This is a genomic window from Enterococcus sp. M-BR2, assembly GCF_056612775.1.
This window is the reverse complement of record NZ_CM152743.1, coordinates 845,351-863,848: the sequence shown is the minus strand read 5'-3', so window position 1 is coordinate 863,848 and position 18,498 is coordinate 845,351. Positions and strand designations below refer to the sequence as shown.

The 18,498-nt window shown below is 37.9% G+C and carries 11 protein-coding genes and 4 pseudogenes; 2 read left to right on the top strand and 13 right to left on the bottom strand.

Annotation, left to right across the window (positions count from 1 at the left end):
• Nucleotides 1-36 precede the first annotated feature (36 nt).
• The 5 genes and pseudogenes from AC1F25_RS04210 to AC1F25_RS04190 all read right to left on the bottom strand — a co-directional run bounded on the left by AC1F25_RS04210 (nucleotide 37) and on the right by AC1F25_RS04190 (nucleotide 5,333).
• Nucleotides 37-1,410 carry a PTS ascorbate transporter subunit IIC gene (locus AC1F25_RS04210; RefSeq protein WP_151668616.1) on the bottom strand — a complete coding sequence of 458 codons (1,374 nt, stop codon included), beginning with the start codon at nucleotides 1,408-1,410 and terminating at the stop codon, nucleotides 37-39.
• 25 nt (nucleotides 1,411-1,435) lie between these two features.
• Nucleotides 1,436-1,720 carry a PTS sugar transporter subunit IIB gene (locus AC1F25_RS04205; protein ID WP_002309270.1) on the bottom strand — a complete coding sequence of 95 codons (285 nt, stop codon included), beginning with the start codon at nucleotides 1,718-1,720 and terminating at the stop codon, nucleotides 1,436-1,438.
• 1 nt (nucleotide 1,721) lies between these two features.
• Nucleotides 1,722-3,737 (bottom strand): BglG family transcription antiterminator, encoded by a 2,016-nt coding sequence (locus AC1F25_RS04200; RefSeq protein ID WP_002309269.1) that lies wholly within the window; start codon nucleotides 3,735-3,737, stop codon nucleotides 1,722-1,724.
• A gap of 162 nt (nucleotides 3,738-3,899) precedes the next feature.
• Nucleotides 3,900-4,205, bottom strand: coding sequence for a hypothetical protein (locus AC1F25_RS04195; protein ID WP_002313766.1), 306 nt, complete (start codon nucleotides 4,203-4,205; stop codon nucleotides 3,900-3,902).
• A 96-nt stretch (nucleotides 4,206-4,301) separates the two neighbouring features.
• Nucleotides 4,302-5,333: pseudogene (locus tag AC1F25_RS04190) on the bottom strand (Gfo/Idh/MocA family oxidoreductase).
• A 137-nt stretch (nucleotides 5,334-5,470) separates the two neighbouring features.
• On the opposite strand from AC1F25_RS04190, the gene AC1F25_RS04185 reads away from it, so the two are divergent.
• Nucleotides 5,471-6,346, top strand: a complete 876-nt coding sequence (locus AC1F25_RS04185; RefSeq protein WP_002309266.1) for a MurR/RpiR family transcriptional regulator — start codon at nucleotides 5,471-5,473, stop codon at nucleotides 6,344-6,346.
• Between the two features lie 121 nt (nucleotides 6,347-6,467).
• On the opposite strand, the gene AC1F25_RS04180 is transcribed toward AC1F25_RS04185, so the two are convergent.
• The 6 genes and pseudogenes from AC1F25_RS04180 to AC1F25_RS04155 all read right to left on the bottom strand — a co-directional run bounded on the left by AC1F25_RS04180 (nucleotide 6,468) and on the right by AC1F25_RS04155 (nucleotide 15,433).
• Nucleotides 6,468-7,310: a class C sortase gene (locus AC1F25_RS04180; RefSeq protein WP_479994280.1), complete on the bottom strand. Its 843-nt coding sequence runs from the start codon at nucleotides 7,308-7,310 to the stop codon at nucleotides 6,468-6,470.
• Nucleotides 7,311-7,401: 91 nt separating this feature from the next.
• Nucleotides 7,402-9,280: pseudogene (locus AC1F25_RS04175) on the bottom strand (SpaH/EbpB family LPXTG-anchored major pilin).
• Nucleotides 9,277-9,600: pseudogene (locus tag AC1F25_RS04170) on the bottom strand (prealbumin-like fold domain-containing protein); the annotation flags it as partial. The pseudogenes AC1F25_RS04175 and AC1F25_RS04170, both read right to left, overlap by 4 nt.
• Before the next feature lie 27 nt (nucleotides 9,601-9,627).
• Nucleotides 9,628-10,818 carry an IS256-like element ISLgar5 family transposase gene (locus AC1F25_RS04165; RefSeq protein ID WP_002324630.1) on the bottom strand — a complete coding sequence of 397 codons (1,191 nt, stop codon included), beginning with the start codon at nucleotides 10,816-10,818 and terminating at the stop codon, nucleotides 9,628-9,630.
• Nucleotides 10,819-10,911: 93 nt separating this feature from the next.
• Nucleotides 10,912-12,042: pseudogene (locus AC1F25_RS04160) on the bottom strand (pilin N-terminal domain-containing protein); the annotation flags it as partial.
• Between the two features lies 1 nt (nucleotide 12,043).
• Nucleotides 12,044-15,433 (bottom strand): SpaA isopeptide-forming pilin-related protein, encoded by a 3,390-nt coding sequence (locus tag AC1F25_RS04155; RefSeq protein ID WP_479994279.1) that lies wholly within the window; start codon nucleotides 15,431-15,433, stop codon nucleotides 12,044-12,046.
• A gap of 223 nt (nucleotides 15,434-15,656) precedes the next feature.
• On the opposite strand from AC1F25_RS04155, the gene AC1F25_RS04150 reads away from it, so the two are divergent.
• Complete coding sequence (locus tag AC1F25_RS04150; protein ID WP_479994278.1) at nucleotides 15,657-17,081, top strand: AcpB/EbpR/MafR family transcriptional regulator; 1,425 nt, start codon at nucleotides 15,657-15,659, stop codon at nucleotides 17,079-17,081.
• Between the two features lie 75 nt (nucleotides 17,082-17,156).
• On the opposite strand, the gene AC1F25_RS04145 is transcribed toward AC1F25_RS04150, so the two are convergent.
• Together AC1F25_RS04145 and AC1F25_RS04140 are read right to left on the bottom strand one after the other, a co-directional pair.
• Entirely contained in the window at nucleotides 17,157-17,804 is a 648-nt protein-coding gene (locus AC1F25_RS04145; protein ID WP_087063934.1) for a TetR/AcrR family transcriptional regulator, read from the bottom strand.
• Between the two features lie 7 nt (nucleotides 17,805-17,811).
• On the bottom strand, nucleotides 17,812-18,498 hold the full coding sequence (locus tag AC1F25_RS04140; RefSeq protein WP_070872958.1) for an ABC transporter ATP-binding protein: 687 nt from the start codon (nucleotides 18,496-18,498) through the stop codon (nucleotides 17,812-17,814).

Sequence of the window (18,498 nt, the reverse complement as noted above, 5' to 3'; positions counted from 1 at the left end):
TGATATTGTCCAAGCAGTTTTTATTTTGAAACTTGCTTAATTCTGTTCTTTAGAAACAATCCTTGTTCTTTTTCCGGCAAAAAGAAAGCTAGATAATACGACAAGTAAAAAGAAAGCGATGATTCCGACTGTCAATGCCATTTGACCGTATTCTCCTAGTTTCCCAAGTACAAGTCCTGGTACTAGATAATCAGTATCGGCAAATGTAGAAGAAGCGATTTTAAGATCTCCTAATACCGGAAGGATAAATAATGGCAACCAACTAATCAATAAGCTATTGAAAGCAGAACCTAATACCGCCCCTCTTCTACCGCCAGTCGAGTTGCCGAAAACACCAGAAGCAGCTCCGCAGAAGAAATGGCCAACTACTCCAGGGATGATAACTGTAGTCTGTAAGCCTATCATGGCAAACATCGATAGTGTTCCTACAAAGAAGCTGACAAAAAAGCCAATCAATACAGCATTAGGTGCATATGGAAAAACGATAGGGACATCTAACGCTGGTTTAGAATCAGGTACAAGTTTTTTAGCGATTCCTTGGAATGCTGGAACGATTTCTGCCAACACCATCCGAACCCCTTGAAGGACGATAACAAACCCTGCTGTAAATGTTCCAGCTTGGATCAATGCAAAGATTACAGCATTATCTCCATTGCTTAATTCTCTTTCAACAAATCCAGGACCTGCTAATAAGGCAAGTGCGACATATACGATTGACATCAAGAGCATGATCGATACAGTAGAATCTCGCAAAAAACTGAAACTTTTAGGAATCTTTATGTCCTCCGTAGAGCGGTCTTTATTTCCAAAGAACTTACCGATCCACCCGCTAGACGCGTAACCGATATTGCCGGTATGTCCTAGCGCAACTTGGTTGTTCCCAGTAATGTTTTTCATGAATGGTTGACAAAGTGCGGGCGTAATAGTTAATAGTGTTCCTTCAAAAATCCCTCCTAATAAGATCATCCACACGTTTGCAGTAAATCCAGCGCTTACTAAAATGACTGCTGTCAGACAAGAAACGTAAAGCATCGCTTGACCTGTAAGAAAAATAAATTTATATCTTGTGAATCGAGCAAGTAGAATATTCACGATCATCCCTACTAGCATGATCAAGGCAGTAGGTGTCCCGAATTGTTGTAAAGCAATCGCCACTACTGCTTCATTACTTGGAACTACACCTTGGGTATGCAGAGCCGTTTGGAACATCGAAGCGAAAGGGGTTAATGAATTACTGATCAGCCCAGCACCCCCAATCAATACTAAGAACCCGACAAATGTTTTAATGGTTCCTTGGATCACTTCTGAAAATTTCTTTTTTTGCAGAACAAGCCCAAGCAGTGCAATCAGAGAAACGAGGATGGAGGGCTGACTGACGATTGAAACAAACAAATTCAACAATTTATCCATTGATATTTCCTCCCTTGAATCATTTTTATTCTTTTGACAAAATCTGTTCTACTTTTTCTTTTACTTCATCACTATCGATGATCGATTGCAACGGCACGAGTTTTTCATCCGGTATAGAAGTAAGTGTATCTTTCAAAGAATGTTCAATGAAGAAATAATCCGCCATATCGCTAGATACACTCCCAACATCCGTATGACTTACTTCGAAATCGTCCACATCTGCTCCAAGATCTGCAAGAGCTTGTTTGATGTTCATCTCTACCATAAAACTTGTTCCTAATCCACTTTGACACACTGCAAAAATTTTCATGTTATTCGTCTCCCTTTTTTATGATTGCTAGTATTTCTTCTTTTGTTGAGGCTTGTAATAGCTGTTGAAGATTTTGTTTATTAGAAAGCAGCTTGGTTAAATTTGCCAACGCTCGAAGATGTGCCTCGTTATCGATAGCGGCTAAACAGATAAATAAGCTGATGGGGTGAGCAGGATCATCGATTAGATCAACTGGTTGTTGAAGTTTCAGCAAAGACATCCCTACTTCGTTTACGCCGTCTTCCGGACGAGCATGCGGCAGTGCGATGTGGTCACCGATGTGGATAAACGCACCATACTGCTCCACACGTTCAATCATCGCTTTGATATAACTCTTCTCTATTTTATTCTTTAATAATAGTGGCTGTGCGGCAAGTGTGATTGCTTCTTGCCATTTTTTTGGTTGATCGGATAATTGGATCATTTCTTCTGTTAATAATTCAGATAGCATAGGACGTTGATCCTCCTTCTTTTCTAAAAGTTTGTTCATTTTACGATTTAAGACTTGATAGAGCTTTTCTTCATCTACACCTTCTTTTAATTCGATATATGGAAGTAGCGCAGCTAGCAATTCTTGAGCAGAAGGCATGGAGAATCCTGGTATCAGCCAATCTCTTTGTACTTGATTGATCAGCTGGTTTTTTTCCAAGTCAGTCATGATTGGTTGTAGGACATACAGTGACTTTTTCTTATTCGTAAGCGTGAGAGGCACAGTAGAAAAAACAATATCGTAAGAAGTTTCATCAACCTCGTGCAAGCGATCAGCTGAATTGGTCTCTGTAAAAAGGATCATCGGGAATAATTGCTGAAGTTCGCTTTTTAAGATCAATGAAGAGCTAATGCCACTTGGACAGACGATCACGGCTCTTATTTTTCTGTTTCTTTCTTCTTCATCTACTTTTCTTATTTCTCCGCCGAATAGTATAGTGAAAAAACCAACCTCTTCTTCAGGGATGCTCTTCCCTATCCGTTTTTCTAACGGACGCAATGCTTTTCTTGTCATTTCATAGATGGTAGCATATTGATGTTTGATTTGATCAATCATCACATTAGGCAAGTAAAAAGAATAAGAAATACGAAAATAGGCAGGTACCAAGTGATAAAAGACATTCATCAATAATTCACGAAATGAATCAAATTCTATGGCCATCAGGAATTCCATGCGATGGATGACTTCTGAAGAACATTCCAGCAAAAAATCAAGCGCAGGCTCCTGGATATCTCCTTCAACAATGGAGGCTAAGCAAAGAGAGAAAAATAGAATCTCTGACTCTAGATGTTCGGAATAGCCTAAGCCAGTCAATACATGTCGACTGATGTCATTGATTGCAAGAGAAGCTAAAAGTTCAGCATCTTTTACCTTTTCTACAGATATTTTCCCCATTCGATTAGTGGTCAAACTTAAATAATACGCTAACTCATCCATTCGATTGGGTGCAAAGCGTAGATCTGATAGAGAGATTGTGTTATCTAACAAATCTCTAGCTTTTGCATAACAATCAAGAGAAAGCATTGCGTTTAAATACGTGAGACCAAATCTTCCAGCAAGCGATTGCATTAAACGAGCGGTGCGATTTTTTGCTTCCTTTCTCAATATTACTTCTGCCCCCAGTAGCCTAAAGCCTGCTTTTCTAGTATATGTCAGCTGACATTCTTCCCCTTCTAATTCCTTTCTTACTTTTTTGATATCCGATAGGACTGTTCCTTTAGAAACCTGAAGAAAGTCTTGAAAATGAAATACAGAAATAGGTATGGTATTCGAATAGACCATCAAATAAAGAAGATCTCTACGCTCTTGTTCGGTGTACACCGCTTCAAAGCGAGTGATATTCACGTATTTTTCTGCCCAGTCGATCGCTCGAAATTTTTTCAGACGGATATGGGTCTCATCCATATATTCGGCAAAGGGAGCTAGTTGGTTAATTGCCTCGTCTATATTTACTTCGATGATCTCGGCTGCTTTTTCTAGACTGATTTCTCTGGGTGTTTTCAGGAGATAACTAATTTTGTAATTCACAGCGCTGTTCACCTCCTATTTGTATTCTAGTATGATACCGCTTTTAAAGCGAGGATTGTTTGGTACAACTTACAGTTAGATTTTTTTTATGACTGTACTAAACGACCTCTATCGAGTTACATAAAAAAAGCAGGTGACCAAATGGCTCCCTGCTTTTATGAATTAATGATGATCGTGTTTATTTTTTGAAGTCAGTTCTTCAAATTTTTCTTTGACCTCTTCAACCGCTTTTTCGATATCTTTTTCGAGGTGATTAGGTTCGTTAGATTCTGATTCTTCTTCTACGGAATTTGAACCAGATAAAGCTGTTTCTTTGTTTTCTGTTTCACCGGAGTTTGTACCAGCTAATGATTCTTCTTTATCTTCTGTTTCACCAGAATTAGTACCTGCTAAAGCTACTTCATCTTCCGTTTTAGGGGCCATTGAACCTCTTAATCGTTTGTGTTTTTCACCATCATAATTTGTCATATTGGTTCCTCCTAGTAATTCTATACTTTTTCATCGTACAATAAGACAGTTTGTGCGTCAAAAAACAAACCCGATTCTTACAAATATGTCATGTTTTCATCTTTTATTTTCTGATTCTTGAATGTCTTTGATTCCTTCTTCCAAAATTTTCATCTGTAAGATTGTTTCTTCATCTTTAATGACTTTTTCAGCGCCATTGACTAATGTCTCGTAAATGCCTTCGTAGACGCGACTATAATCACCGACCTCGGAAATCACTTTTTCTTCATGATAATCCCCTTGTTCATCTATATAAGTCAATACACCGTAGTGTTCGGGCAAGTCGATCCCAAAGTCTTCATGATCAGGCATATAAAACATTTTAAGATGTTCTTCTTGCCGATCTTTCGTTTGTTTCACGAACATCCCCTTTTTTCCATAAACGACGAAACTTGGACGTTCTTTTATACGGAAATAACTGGATTTTATCGAAATTTTCATGTTTCCGTAGAAAAAGTCCAAATCGAAGTAATCATTCATTCGTCCTTTCCCTAATAGTTGACGAACATCATAGAGGATATCATCTGGTTCGCCGAAATAAGAAAGAACTTGGTCTACTGTATGACAAGCATGTCCATATAAATAGCTGTTTGCAGTAGAAAATTCATGTGTATTTTCTGGTACTTCCGGTCTGAAATAATCGTAATGCATTTCTACTTCTAAAATATCCCCTAATTTCCCGCTTTAGATTACTTTTTGGACTGTCAAGAAGTCAGAATCGAACCGTCTGTTTTGGTAACATTGGATAAATAGCCCTTTTTCTTTTGCTAATGCAAATAACTCTTCTGCTTCCTTTGAAGTTTCTGCAAAAGGTTTTTCTACCAATACATTCTTTCCATGTTCAAGTGCCATTTTTCCATATTCATAATGAAATTGACTTGGTGTAGTAATGACAACTAATTGGATCTCAGGATCATTCCAAAGATCAGACAACTGATCGGTATATTCGATGTCTTCAAATGTTTCCCACACTGGTTTAGATGGGGAAAAAATTTTTTTGATATTGATTTTGTCCGTAAGTTTTCTTGAAAATGGCAAATGATAGCGATTTGTACTCTTTCCATTGCCGAGATAAGCGATTGTAAGCATGATTTGTGCCTCCTTTTATTGTTGTTTTCAGTATATCTTAGAAAAATATAGAAAGTGTCTATAATAGCTATTCTGGCAAAAAAGTTCAGAAAAACATTTGTTATCATTTGGTTAAGATAGAATTTGGAGGTCAGATCATGCTTATTGAAGAAAAATTAACCAAACAAGAGTTGTTTACCACGACAGAGAAACGGATCGCTGATTATATTCGGAGGAATATCGAAGCCACAGTCTACATGACGATTGAAGAATTAGCAAAAGCTACGTATACTTCCCATTCAGCTATCATTCGTTTATGCAAAAAAATGGGCTTCAGCGGATTTAAAGAATTTCGTTTCGAACTAGGACGGGAAGTTCATCAATTGATTGCCCAGTTTAATCAAACGATTGATCCTAATTTTCCTTTTTCAAGTGAAGATAACACACAGCAAATTGCAAAGAAAATGGCAGATTTGTCGATCCAGTCAATAAAAAAAGCGCAATTGCAGATCGAGCATCAAGATTTGGAAAACATCAGTAAAGTATTGAACAACGCACAGCGAATTTTTCTTTTTGCAAAAGGTGATTCCCAAATCACGGCAAGGAAGTTCCAGAATAAAATGGTCAAGTTGAATAAATTTTTGATCTTGGCCGAAGAATATAGCGATTCTTCTTGGAATGCAGCCAATTTGACTAGCGAGGATTGCGCAGTTTTTATTAGCTACAGCGGTCGTATTCATCATTATGAACGGATAATGACCTATCTAAAGCATGTAGGAGCTCCAACATTATTGATTACCGGAAATCAGCATTCAGAAATGGCCAAACAGGCTGATATGTGTCTTGTTATATCGCAGGAGGAATATGATTTTGCTAAAGTAGCGACTTTCTCCTCTCAAATTGCCTTCGATTACGTATTAAATACGTTATTCTCAGTGATATATTCTCAAAATTTTGAAGAGAATATCCGCAACTTGAAAAACAAACAAGAATTGATGCAAAAAGGCCTTCTTAAAGAATATCGGAAAAATTGAGATAAGCTTTCTTTGATATCGTTATAAATATAGACTGGCTGAAGTTTTCTTTTTCAAACTTCAGCCAGTCTATTTGTTTACGCATTGATTTGAATATATCTATCATAGAAAAGAGACACAGTTACCTTCTGTTTCTTATTTTAAATGTCTGCCGAAAAAGATAAATAAGAAACAGAAAAATCAGTATACTTATAGCTATCAATCCGTACAGGAAGAAACGTTTGTTCTCAGATACTTTCTGTACTTCTTTCTGTACTTTTTTTGCATGATAAGGAATGCGATGCCCTCTGACAAGTAAGCGATGACTGTTGATCATATAAGGTGTACAAGTCAGTAGTGTCACGAAATCCTTCCCTTTTTCGATTCTCAGGTCTTTTGTATCAGTTGGTTCTACCGTCTTTATCTGATCGAATTGATAAGCAAGTGTCTGTCCGTTGATCTCGATATAGAAAGAATCACCGAAAGTCAGTTTTGGCAAGTCAGTGAACAACTTTGCTTGAGGCAGTCCCCGATGACTGGAAATAACGGCATGCGTACTTTCTCCCCCAGTAGGATAAGATGTCCCTTCCAATAACGAAGCGCCTTTTTCTAGCAGCACGGTATTTGTTTCGTCAAAAATCGGTAAATGGACATTGATTTCAGGAATCGTCAGAACGCCGATCGTATGTTTTTCAAAATAGGTTTTGTCCATTTTCACTGGTTCCTTTTTCTTAGTAAAGGGATCGACACCGGGATTTCCTCCTTTTTTTGCTAATTGCTGGTTTTTCTTTGTCATGTCTTTTTGGATTTTGGCCATGACTGCTTCATTTTCTTTTACTGCTTGTTGCTGATAATGAGAGATGATTTGCTGATCTAGGTAGTTATTCAGCGCATCGCTAACGAATGGATAAGCCAAGACGCCTATCCCTGACAGAAGCAGAAGAATCATTAGCAGGTCTAGAAGTTTCCTTTTCTTTGGTTTCATTTGTGTTCTCCTTGTGCTGACTAGTTGTTAATAAAAGAAAAAGGAGCAATTGCGTAAGCTACTGCTCCTCTTTCCAATTCATGTACAAAGATTAAATCTGACTATGCTTGCGTCTAGCAAAGTACAATCCAGCAATCAATAGAAGGATCACTCCTGCACCAATATAAAGATAGATTCCCTTACCACCTGTTGAAGGAAGTGTACCTTTGTGTTTATTTGGTATTTTTTCAGGAGAAATCAACTGTCCTGCTGTTGCGTAAGATTGTTCATCGACAGTAAATGCTACGCGGTTTGCCAATGGAACATAATTTTCTGGTGCTTTCGTTTCTTCCAGATAGTACGTGCCGTATTTGAGACCTGTCACATCAACTAAACCGTTGTTTGTGGTTGTAAAAAACTGTTGCTGATTCTTTCGTCGAAACCCAGTTGACGGCTTTTGTAGATGGGTCGATCGACAAATAGTTGGCTGTGTCACTCTCTTGATCACGAACGACGAATTCTGCTCCAGCAAGTGTTTGATCTGATGCAACATCACCATCTACTTTGACAAATCGTTTGCCGCCAGTAACGACATCGACTGACGGTGGTGTTTGATCATTTGTATGTCCGTTATCGACATTTGCTTGGTTAGAAAACCCTTTTGTTGGATCTGCTTTTTCGTTCAAATACATATAGTAAACAAATTTCAGCGTACCACCAGGAGTGAGTGAAGGAATATAATTCGGATCAACTGAAACCGTGAATCCGTTTGTTTGTTCAGTGACAGAATAATTTGTTGGATCGATTTCTTTATCCCCATCATACAAGACATACGCATACGTTCCTGAAGTTTCATGATCAAATGTCAAAGCAGCGTCATGAGTATCAATGAGTTTGAATGTCGTGTACTTGTTTTGTGTTCCTTCTTTATCAGCGATACCTAAAGGAATATTAACAGAGATCTCATATTGGATTTTTTCTCCGATTGCGACATCTTTTCCATTCAATTGTGGAGTTGTCTTATCGACTTTGGACGTATCATTTTTGATTGTCTTTTCTACAGGTGTTTGACTATTTGCCAAGATCTCAAACGGTGTGTTTGTTTGATTGTCAATCATTTCTGCATTATCAGGAGCTTTTACTTCTTCTAAATTATATTTTCCAACCTCTAAATGATTGACGATCAACTGTCCTTTTTCAATCGTTGCCTCGGCAAAGTCATTGTTGCCGATATCATAAGAATGACCAGTAATGAAATGTTTGGCTTTCGTTTGATCCGTTGTCCAAGTGTACAATCCATCTGTGACGCTTTGGATATATTTTTTGACGCTTGGTGTTCCTTCTTCTTTAGAAATAATGAATGCTGCACCGTTTAGTGCTTCGTTTTCGGCAGTACCGACTTTGGTTACTTTCAACGTTCCATCATTACCAACTATATTTTTAGGATAGAGATGGATAGTGTCCAATTCTTCTGTCCCATATTTATAAGAGCCATCTGTTTGTTTGATCATCTCATATACAGGAAAAGCGAGCACCATGTTTGTGGCAGCTGTCACTCCGTCTTTTGGTTCTTCTTTGATTGTGTAGACTGCATCTGTCCCATTTTGTTTTTTAGGTAAAGATAAAGTCACATTTCCATCCGCATCTGTCGTTCCTGATGCAATTGGTGTACCAGGAGTCAGAGATTGGACTGCTTGTTTTGCTACATCCACCGACGCTCCTTTCTCCCGTTGCGCATAAAATTCTGGAGTGACGTTATAAACAGAAAATGAAATATCGGCTAATCCTTGGTATTGATCGAATTCGCTCATTTCTTTTCCACTGTTTTGAATCAAAGGATCGGGTAAATCAGTCATTTTCTTTTTATGGAGAATGACTTGAGCTGCTGTATCCTCCGCAAACACTATTTTTGCACCGAAGCTACTTGTGATTAATGGTAAAATAAGAAAAAGTGCGCCTAATATAATGCTTATTTTTTTATGATTTTTCATTTTGTCACTCCTGTTCTTTTTTTAATAAACAACCATATTGCAAGGCTTGCGAACACCATGCCAACAACGACTAGAAGGATGTTTTTCGTTTCGTTTGTTTTAGGAAGAAATGGACGACTATTTTCTTTTCTGTTCACTACTTTCAATCTACCGACAGTCTCTTTATCCTCAGAGAGACTAGTTGAAATGGTAAACGGAATTTCTGTTTCACTTAAAATATAACCAGATGGTGCTTTGAGCTCTTTTAACCAGTAATCTCCTGTTCTCAACCCGATAATGGAAAAAGCGCCATTTTTGGGAGCGTCAATAATTTTGTGTAAATGATTCTTCCCTACTGCAGATTGTTTCTAATTCTCAATCAGTTGGCTTAGCATTTGTTCAAGTTCGCCTTCGGCCTGTTGAAAGCCTTTATGACTGCGACCTAGGAATTTTTGGTTGTAAGTATCAAAAGACGAGACTAAGAAACGTTCCATCGACTCTTCGTTTTGGAACTGTTCCTTGCGGTGGCTGTATTTCTTGATTTGCTTATTAAAGGATTCAATCAAGTTCGTAGAATAAATACTCTTGCGTATGGCCAAGGGGAAATCATAGAAAGTGAGCAAGTGATCGTTCGAAAGAATCGATTCAACCACTTTTGGATAGCTGGTTTTCCATTTTTCCGCAAAAGCACCACGTGCTTCCAACGCCACCTCTTTAGATGAGGCTTGATACACCATTTTAAAATCATCACAGACTTCCTTACGATCATCGACACGCACTTTGTGACTGATATTACGGGAAACGTGTACACAACAATGTTGAAAACGAGCTTTGGGATAGAACCGACTAATCGCTCCTACCATCCCCTTTAAGCCATCCGTGATGAACAGGAGGACATTTTTCAAACCGCGCTCTTGAAGGTCCAATAAAATTTCCTCCCAAATCGTGATGGATTCAGTCGGTGCAATCGCATAGCTCAATACTTCCTTTGATCCGTCCGGGCGAATGCCAACTGCGATATGAATAGCTTCCTTGGCGACGGTTTTCCGCTTTAACGGAATATACGTTGCGTCCATATAAATAGCAGCATAACGGTCATGAAGCTCCCGCCCTTTAAACGCCGTTACCTCTTCTGTAAATGATTTTGTTATATTGGACATGGTTTGGGGCGTGTAGTGATGCCCATACATTTTCTCAATCAAGTCTGCGATTTCCGACATGGTAATACCTTTTCGGAAGAGGTGAATGACGGTCTCCTCTAACGTGTCATTCGTCCGTCTATAAGCAGGAACAGTCTGTTGCTTGAACTCGCCATTGCGGTCGCGCGGAATCTGGAGATGAAGTTCCCCATACTCGGTCTTGACCGTACGGTCATAGGAGCCGTTACGAGAATTACCCGTGTTAAAACCAATGCGATCATACTTTTCGTAATCTAGGAAAGCCGTTAACTCCGTTTTGAGAAGCGTATTGACTGCTTTCTCCAAATGGACACGGAATAATTCATTCAAATCGCCTTTGTTCGCTAGAGTCTTTAGAATTTCTGTAGTAAAATCGTTCATAGGGAAGTCCCCTCTTCTGTGAATGTGTTGTGGTAACTCTATTCTACAGAAGGGATTTCCTTTTTTCTATTTACACAAAATATTTTACACTCTCCCATTTTTATCGGAGGTCAGGTGAAGCGCATCTGATTCGTTACTTGTCCACTTGTATCCATTGGCTGTTCGCTGGAGGTAATTTCCTGCTTTGTTTTTAATAAGGAATACTGCGCCAGCTAATCGTTTGTTTGGTTTATTTGTCTCGATTTTGACAAATTGCTTACTCCCTGTATATACAGAGACTTTCTTTGTACTGATACCAAAACCAAAATCTAGTGTTCCGTTGTTATTGATTTCCTTGTTCGCCTGAGCTGTACTGTTTAGCTGCATCTGATAAGAAATATTCAGGTTTTTTCCAGCATATTTTTCTAGCGAAGGAATCGAAAATGCAATTTCAAATCCGTGTGGTTTCGTGTGTATGACAAATCCTTCTGATAGCTTTTGTCCATTCGATGAAACCGTTAGACTATTAGGTAAAAACGTTAATGCTCCATCCGCACTATCTGATAATACGAACTTTTGATAGTCTAAGATATTCATAGGGATCGTCGTGTGCAAGGAATAAGTGATTTTGTCACCAATCGTAAAATCATCCCTCGATTCTTCTAATACCTTTTCAAAAGGAGGATCAGGGTAGTTATTTTCTTCATTTTTAGGATACAAATGGATAGATGAAAGTTCTTGATCGTTTTGTCCATATACAGGTAGAACAACTACCATGTTCTCTGCTTTTTCTTTGACGACTTCTGGTGCTTTGGATTCAATAAAAAGATACGCTTTCTCTCTTTTTTTATGATCTTTGACAGGTAGAGAAAAAGAAGCAATACCATCTTCGTTGTTCAGAGTTTCGGTCGTTGCTTCTGCGATAAACGTGCCAGAAGACACACCGTTTTTTGCAATCTCTGTTTGTGTTTCCTCTACTGTTTTCCCCTTTTCTCGTAAATGGTAAAAAGATTCTGTGACATCATAAACTTGAAATGTGGCTCCATTCAATCCCCGATACGTTTGCAATAACTCTTTTTCTTGTCCATCACTTGGCTGGTTTTCCGGTAGTTGGCCATTTGGAAACAGTAATTTGTGCAAAGTGATCTGGACCATATCTGGTTCTGTTGCTGTTACTGCCTGAGTAAAAACAGGTTTAAATAGTAATAAGAAGAGACACATACTAAGCCAACCAAGTTTTTTCATATTAGCTGCCCCCTCTTTCTTTTTTGAAAAAAAGATACCAAATAGAAAATGTACAACCAATCATCCCTACTAGATAGATTCCTAAGCGGCCAATTCCTCCCGTTTCAGGTAATGGTACTTTTGCCTGATTCGTGATGTCTAAAGAAATCTGGTTGTTTTTGGCTCCTGGTGAAAGAACAGACTCATAATCTTGTCCCTCCACTTGAATCGATCCATCTTCTTTTATGATGATAGTAACTGGATCTTTTAGTCCTTGGTATCCTCCTGGTGTAAAGGTTTCGGTCAGCTTATAAGTTCCAGGTTTTAAATTTTCGAATAAAAAGGTGTCCGTTTCTTGTCCATCTTTTGGCAATTCTAAGTCTATTTCTGGTCCTTGCAGTCTGAATTTGGCTCCTTTTAATGCCTGTCCGTTGTCTTCCTTTTTGTGTACTGTCAGGTCAAACGCTTTTAATCGATTTTGATGAGTAAGCGTCCACATGCCATTCGTTGTCTCGATGTTTTTCCCCGTGTAAATAATCTTTCCATATTTATCGATTTGGAATTCATAATTTCCCGGTGAAGTATCATATCCTGCAGGACCAGCTGTCTCAACGACTCGATATTCTCCAGGTGTGAGTGAATCAAAAATGGCAAGACCTTTTTCATTCGTTGTTTGGTTGTCCATTGGCTGATAAGCACCGTTTGTTTCTTTTTTCTGTAGGGCAAAAGCTGCACCTTTAAGATTCATCTCTTTGCCCGTCCCTTGCATCGTATACTTACGTACTGCTATAGGAATTTCAATAAAAGGATTTTCAATGGTCAACTGAATCGTATCATCGGAAGTAGTGACTATTTTTCCATCAACGGTTACCGTACCATTAGAAGCAATCTTGATTTTCCAAGTAGTCTTTTTGCTTAATTCATGTCCTTCTGGAGCTTTTGTTTCTGTCAGTGTATAAGTCATTTCTTTTTGCAATTTGACATTTTCCGGAAGAGAATAGGTCCCATCACCATTATCAGTTAGTAAAGTATCAATAGAATCTCCTGTTAATTTGAAAACAGCGCCAATGAGATCCTTTTCTCCTGTAGAGGAATTTTTCGTTATTTTTAAGTCTAACGGTGTGAATTGTTTAGTATTCTTCCATGTCAGTGCATCTATTTGTTGAGAATCATATCCTGGTACAGGAAGTTCTTTGATTGTTTGGTAACTGAATGCTTGACCTTGATTATTGTATTGAGGCAGTGATAGTATCTCTTGATAACTTTCTCCACTATTTGCAGACAGTTTTTCGATGTCTGCACGTTCCCACGTATTTGCAGTATCTTTAGTTGGTTTAGTGATGCGGATATATCCGTTTTTCCAAGCTGCAGCATCTGTTGTATGGTTCCGTTGGATTTCAAAAGTGACTTGATCTGGACGATTAGCTGGATTATTGTCAAATTCTTCCCATAATTTTTTGATGTGAAGATTGACTCCTGGAGCTTTAGCAGATGGTATACCGAATTCAGCTAGTTCGTCAGTGTCAATACTTGGTTGAAAAGTCGTCCTACCGTTCATTTGATACCAGAAATTCGGGTGGAAGTCCTCATTTTCTGTCTGGATCCTCACTTGGTAATGAATTTGGATTTCTTGGTTTTTTCCTAAATAAATCTGATTGCTCTTGATGGTATTTCCTTCTATGGAAATAGATGGAGTGACCGTTGTAGGACTTGTCCCCACACTCTTGACTGAAAGTGTACCAGGCTGATAAATGAATGGTTCTGCGATTGGATCATTTATTTGTCCATTGCTTACAGTTGCAGAGATCTGTACAGCTTTTTTAGCCAGATATTCAGAGATATCTGTTGCATGATCGGCTGATTCGTAATAAAGGTCTCCTTTTTCGTCTGCTGAAACCATTTTCCGCATACGAGACTCTACTTCTGCTTTAGATAGACCAGCTGCTGAATCACTTTGAAGTTGGATACCAAGACCATGTATCTCGATTCCTCGTTCTTTGAGCGCCATCGCTTCTCCAATGGTTGCGATAAATGTGCTGTCTATTCTTCTGGATTGGTTGTTTTGATCAGGTGCATAATAACTTCTTGCAATTCGAGAAGTATTTCCCGGCTGATCTTGAGTATTGGAAAATTGGGTACCGTAATAATCGTTGCTTGATTGTGCGCGTACTCGCTGTACTTTATAGGAAAATGTCGGTACACCATCCGTCAGCAAGACGATCACTTTTTTATGTCCATTTGGAACGGATAGCATGTTTCCTGCATCTCTTAGTGCTTTTTGTGTAAAAGTACCACCATTTGTCCGTGAAGGTGTAATGGATTTTACTTGATTTTTCACTGAATCAAATGAACCCATCTGTACTGCACCGTTACTGTAGCTATATCTTTCGCTGGAGTAGCCGACATATCCCATATTGATTTTGTCTGTGATACCGCTATCTGCTAAAGTATCGACAAAACGATCGACACCGATTTTTACTTCACCGATCCGATCATTGTCGTTCATACTTCCTGACCAGTCTACGACCAATACGAGATCAAGAGGTGTGATATCTTTTTGTACATTTCCACGGGTATTCAAATAAACATCAAATAATCCAGGTGTAGTTGTCTCCTTTGCAAACTTACGTATCGCATAGTCTGCTTGATTGCCTGTTCCCCCGTATTCGATATACGAATGAGTCCGATCATTAGGATCTCCATCCCAAGAATTTATCCCATCCCATTGATTTGATCCATTTTTATTACCTTGGTGATCAAGAACATTTGTATTTCCTGTAGGTTGCCAATTGGCTTTAGGATAAGTGCCTTGATCATCTGTCGTATACTCTGTAGAAATCGTCTGGTTAGTTGAAACAGTCACAGCCGGCAAAGACAATCTAGGCAATGTAAAGGGGCTGACAGAATTTTCATTTTCTTCTGATACTCCTTCTTTTGTTTCGTCTGTATTTGATGTTGACACTTCTGTCTCTTTCTTGTGTTCTTTCGCATCAGTAATGTCATACTCTTTATTATCGACGATCAGCTTATTTGTCTGGCTATGATAAAGTGTTGGATCGATTGGAAGACTTAGATTGATCGTTTGTTTAGTATTTGGTGAGATTTCCAGCATGGTTTTCCCGCTTTTTACCTGATAAGCATAGCCATCTCCTTCCTTTCTTTCCACATCACTTAAGTAATTCTCAACTAGACCAATTTCCTTCTCTACCTTTTTTGTACTGTTGTTATTCGCATTTAGTTTGACGTTCAGTGCTTTTTTCCCAGATTGATCTGAAGTGATTTCAGCTGAAATGATTTCTAACATTGTTGGATTATCTGCAGCTTCTGCTATTGCAGTTACAGGCAGGATGTTCGATAAACTCAATAATATCAGCACAAAAACAACTTTCAGCTTCTTCCCTGTGGTCGTCATTTTTCCCCTCCTTTTTCTTTTTTTCTGTTTTGACGTGAATAGTGAAAATTATTAAAATAAACAGGCGTTACATAATTTTATTTATTTTAATATGATAATTATTATACGAAGGGCGCTAAAGGGAATCACACCAATTTTCATACCAATTGGTTTCATTTATGAAGTTGATTCCTTCGATTATTGAGCGTTTCATTGAAAGAAAAGGGTTGAGGGAGAAAAACATATGATCAGGTTGTTGGAAGGAAACTATAGAAAGATGGAAAAAATCATTCGAATTCTGTCCATTTCTGACAAGTGGATGACTAAAAAAGAACTTGCCAAACGAATTGGTAGTTCAGAATCTACATTTGTAAGGTATATCGAAGAGATCAAAATCCGCTGGGGAACGGATATAACGATTCAACCTTCACAAAAATTGGGGTATCGTCTTGAACATTTGAATGTACCAGCTTATTTAAATGTTCTGATGGAAATGTCACAAAGTTCTACAAATAGTCGTCTATTAAATGAAATCATTGTCAATCCGGGCAAAACGATCGAGTATTATTGTGAAAAAATCTCGATTAGTCGTTCTTCTTTTACGCGTAAGTTGAAACAATGCAATCAAATTTTAGAAAGCTATTTATTAAAAGTAATCGTCGATCAAGGGTTTCAGTTGACTAGCCTGAAAAGTGAGCTCCAGCTGCGTATCTTTGTCACCTTTTTCTTTTTAAGTTACTACGGAAGACGCACGTTGCCATTTCCAATCGAAAAAAAGAAGATCAAAGAAATTATGGTCAAGAATAATTGTCAGTTGAATTTGTTTCAGGAAGAAAGTCCTTATGAGCAATCTTTCTTTATTATGTATTTTGTTGTGCATCTTATGCGGGAATCACAAGGAAATCCATTCGAATGGAAAGCTGGAGACTCTTATGTACAGTTGATAAATATCGATAAAAAAGACTTTTTGATCTTGAAAAATCTTTTAGGGAAATTGAAGTACAGCAGCTATATAAAAGTAGTGAACTATTTTGTCAATACGATTTTTTCGGAATTTTCGGAGAAAGAAAAAAATGAAATCAGTGAACAAATACGAAGAAATATATCCTACTGTTCATTTTCATCTGCTGATTGCAAAGAAAAAAACGAAGAATTTGTTGTTCGACTCTTAACTCAAATTTATTTTTTCTCACGTATCTTCCCATACGACACGACTCATTTGACGATTCGCGCCACTTACTTTGCAGAACAGATGCAACATCGCCATATACGTCTATATGCTGGATTTCGTGCAGAACTTCAATTTTATTCCACCCTACTGAATCGAAATTTGATTTGTTATTTATCTAGCTATATATTTTGGATGCTTATCGGTAATCCTGAAATACACCATTATACTTCAGATAAAAAAATACTAATCGTCAGTGATTTAAGTCTTCGACATAGTCGATACATTGAAAAATATGTCAGTGATGTTCTTGCTGTGCATAAGATTCACTCTGAAACAACTGCTATCACTGAAGATCAACTTTCGAAGTACAATCTTCTTGAGTATGACCTGATCGTCACGAATCAACCAATTCCGAATACCCATGTTCCTTATAGGTTGATTGATGATAGTGTGTCATTCGCAAATGAAGAAGAACTGATCCGCTTATTTGAACTATAAACAATCAAAAAACAGCTATGTATACTCTACTATCCTGATAAAAATATCAGGACAAATAGACATAGCTGTTTCTTTTTATTGTATACCTTCAGCAATCCAACGAGATTTATGGCGAAAGTCTTTTAACAACTCTTCTTTTGTCCAATTATTTGCAATGAGATCCGTCAATGTGTTCATTACGAGGGACATGGAAAAGTATAGGAAACTAACTGCTTCTTCCGACGATTGAATGGAGAAATGATTGATTCTTAATAATTCCAGCCATTTTTTGTTCATTGGAGAATCAGCCGATAGTTCTCTACGTTTGGTTGTCTGCTGATCATTTCGCTGGGTTAACAAGTATAACCTTTGCCAATAGATACTTTCGTGATCTAAGTCGCAGCACCTCTCTAAATATTTTTCGATCCCCAAAAAGAAATGTTGTTTGTTTTCGCTAATGAATTTTAAGATATCTTGATGGACTATGTGAGAACTGCTTTTGATCGTATACAAATAAGCATCTTCCAAATCTTGAAAATATTTATAAAAAGCACCGCGCGACATCCCCATTTTGTCAACAATCTCTGAGACTTTGACTTGGCTGATGTGCTGTGAGCAAAATATCTCCAGTAATAGGTCATCGATTCTCTGTTTCTTTGCGTTCGATAAATTGAAAAAAGTTTCTTTTGGCATCCACATCTCTCCTTTATCTCTGATTATACGTGGATAGCTCTTCATTGTCATGAAGGATTCATTCCTTCTTTTTCTCTTCTTCTGTCAAGTACCCATCTTCCATTCGATAAACGCGATCACTCCATTGAATCATACGGACATCATGAGTAACCATAATAGTCGCTTTTTGTTTCTCATGAGCTTCTTTAACTAGTAATTTGACGACTTCATATGCATGATCTGTATCCAAACTAGCTGTTGGTTCGTCTGCTAAGATCAAGCTTGGCTCATTATATAAAGCGCGAGCAATTGCCACTCTCTGTCTTTCTCCACCAGAAAGGTCTTTAGGATAACTATTTTTAAGTGACTGGATATCTAAAGATTGCAGCAAGGAATCGATTTTTGTTAAATCTTCTTTTTTTGAAGTAACTTGGTCAACTAGTTCAAATTGTTCCTTTACCGTTAAAAAAGGAATCAAATTAGAGCTTTGGAGAATAAATCCAATTTCTTTAAAGCGTAAATCTGCTCGTTTTTTTTCTGGAAGCTCAGTTAGAGAGTGACCGTTGATCACTATTTCTCCGGAAGTCGGTGTTTGCAATCCTCCTGAAATGGTAAGGAAAGTACTTTTACCTGAACCAGAAGGACCAATGATGCTGACGAATTCTCCTTCCTTTACATAAAAATCAATTGCTTTCAAAGCTGAGACCTTTGTATGACCAGAACCAAATGTTTTGGTAACTTTTTTCATCGTTAATATTTTTTTCAT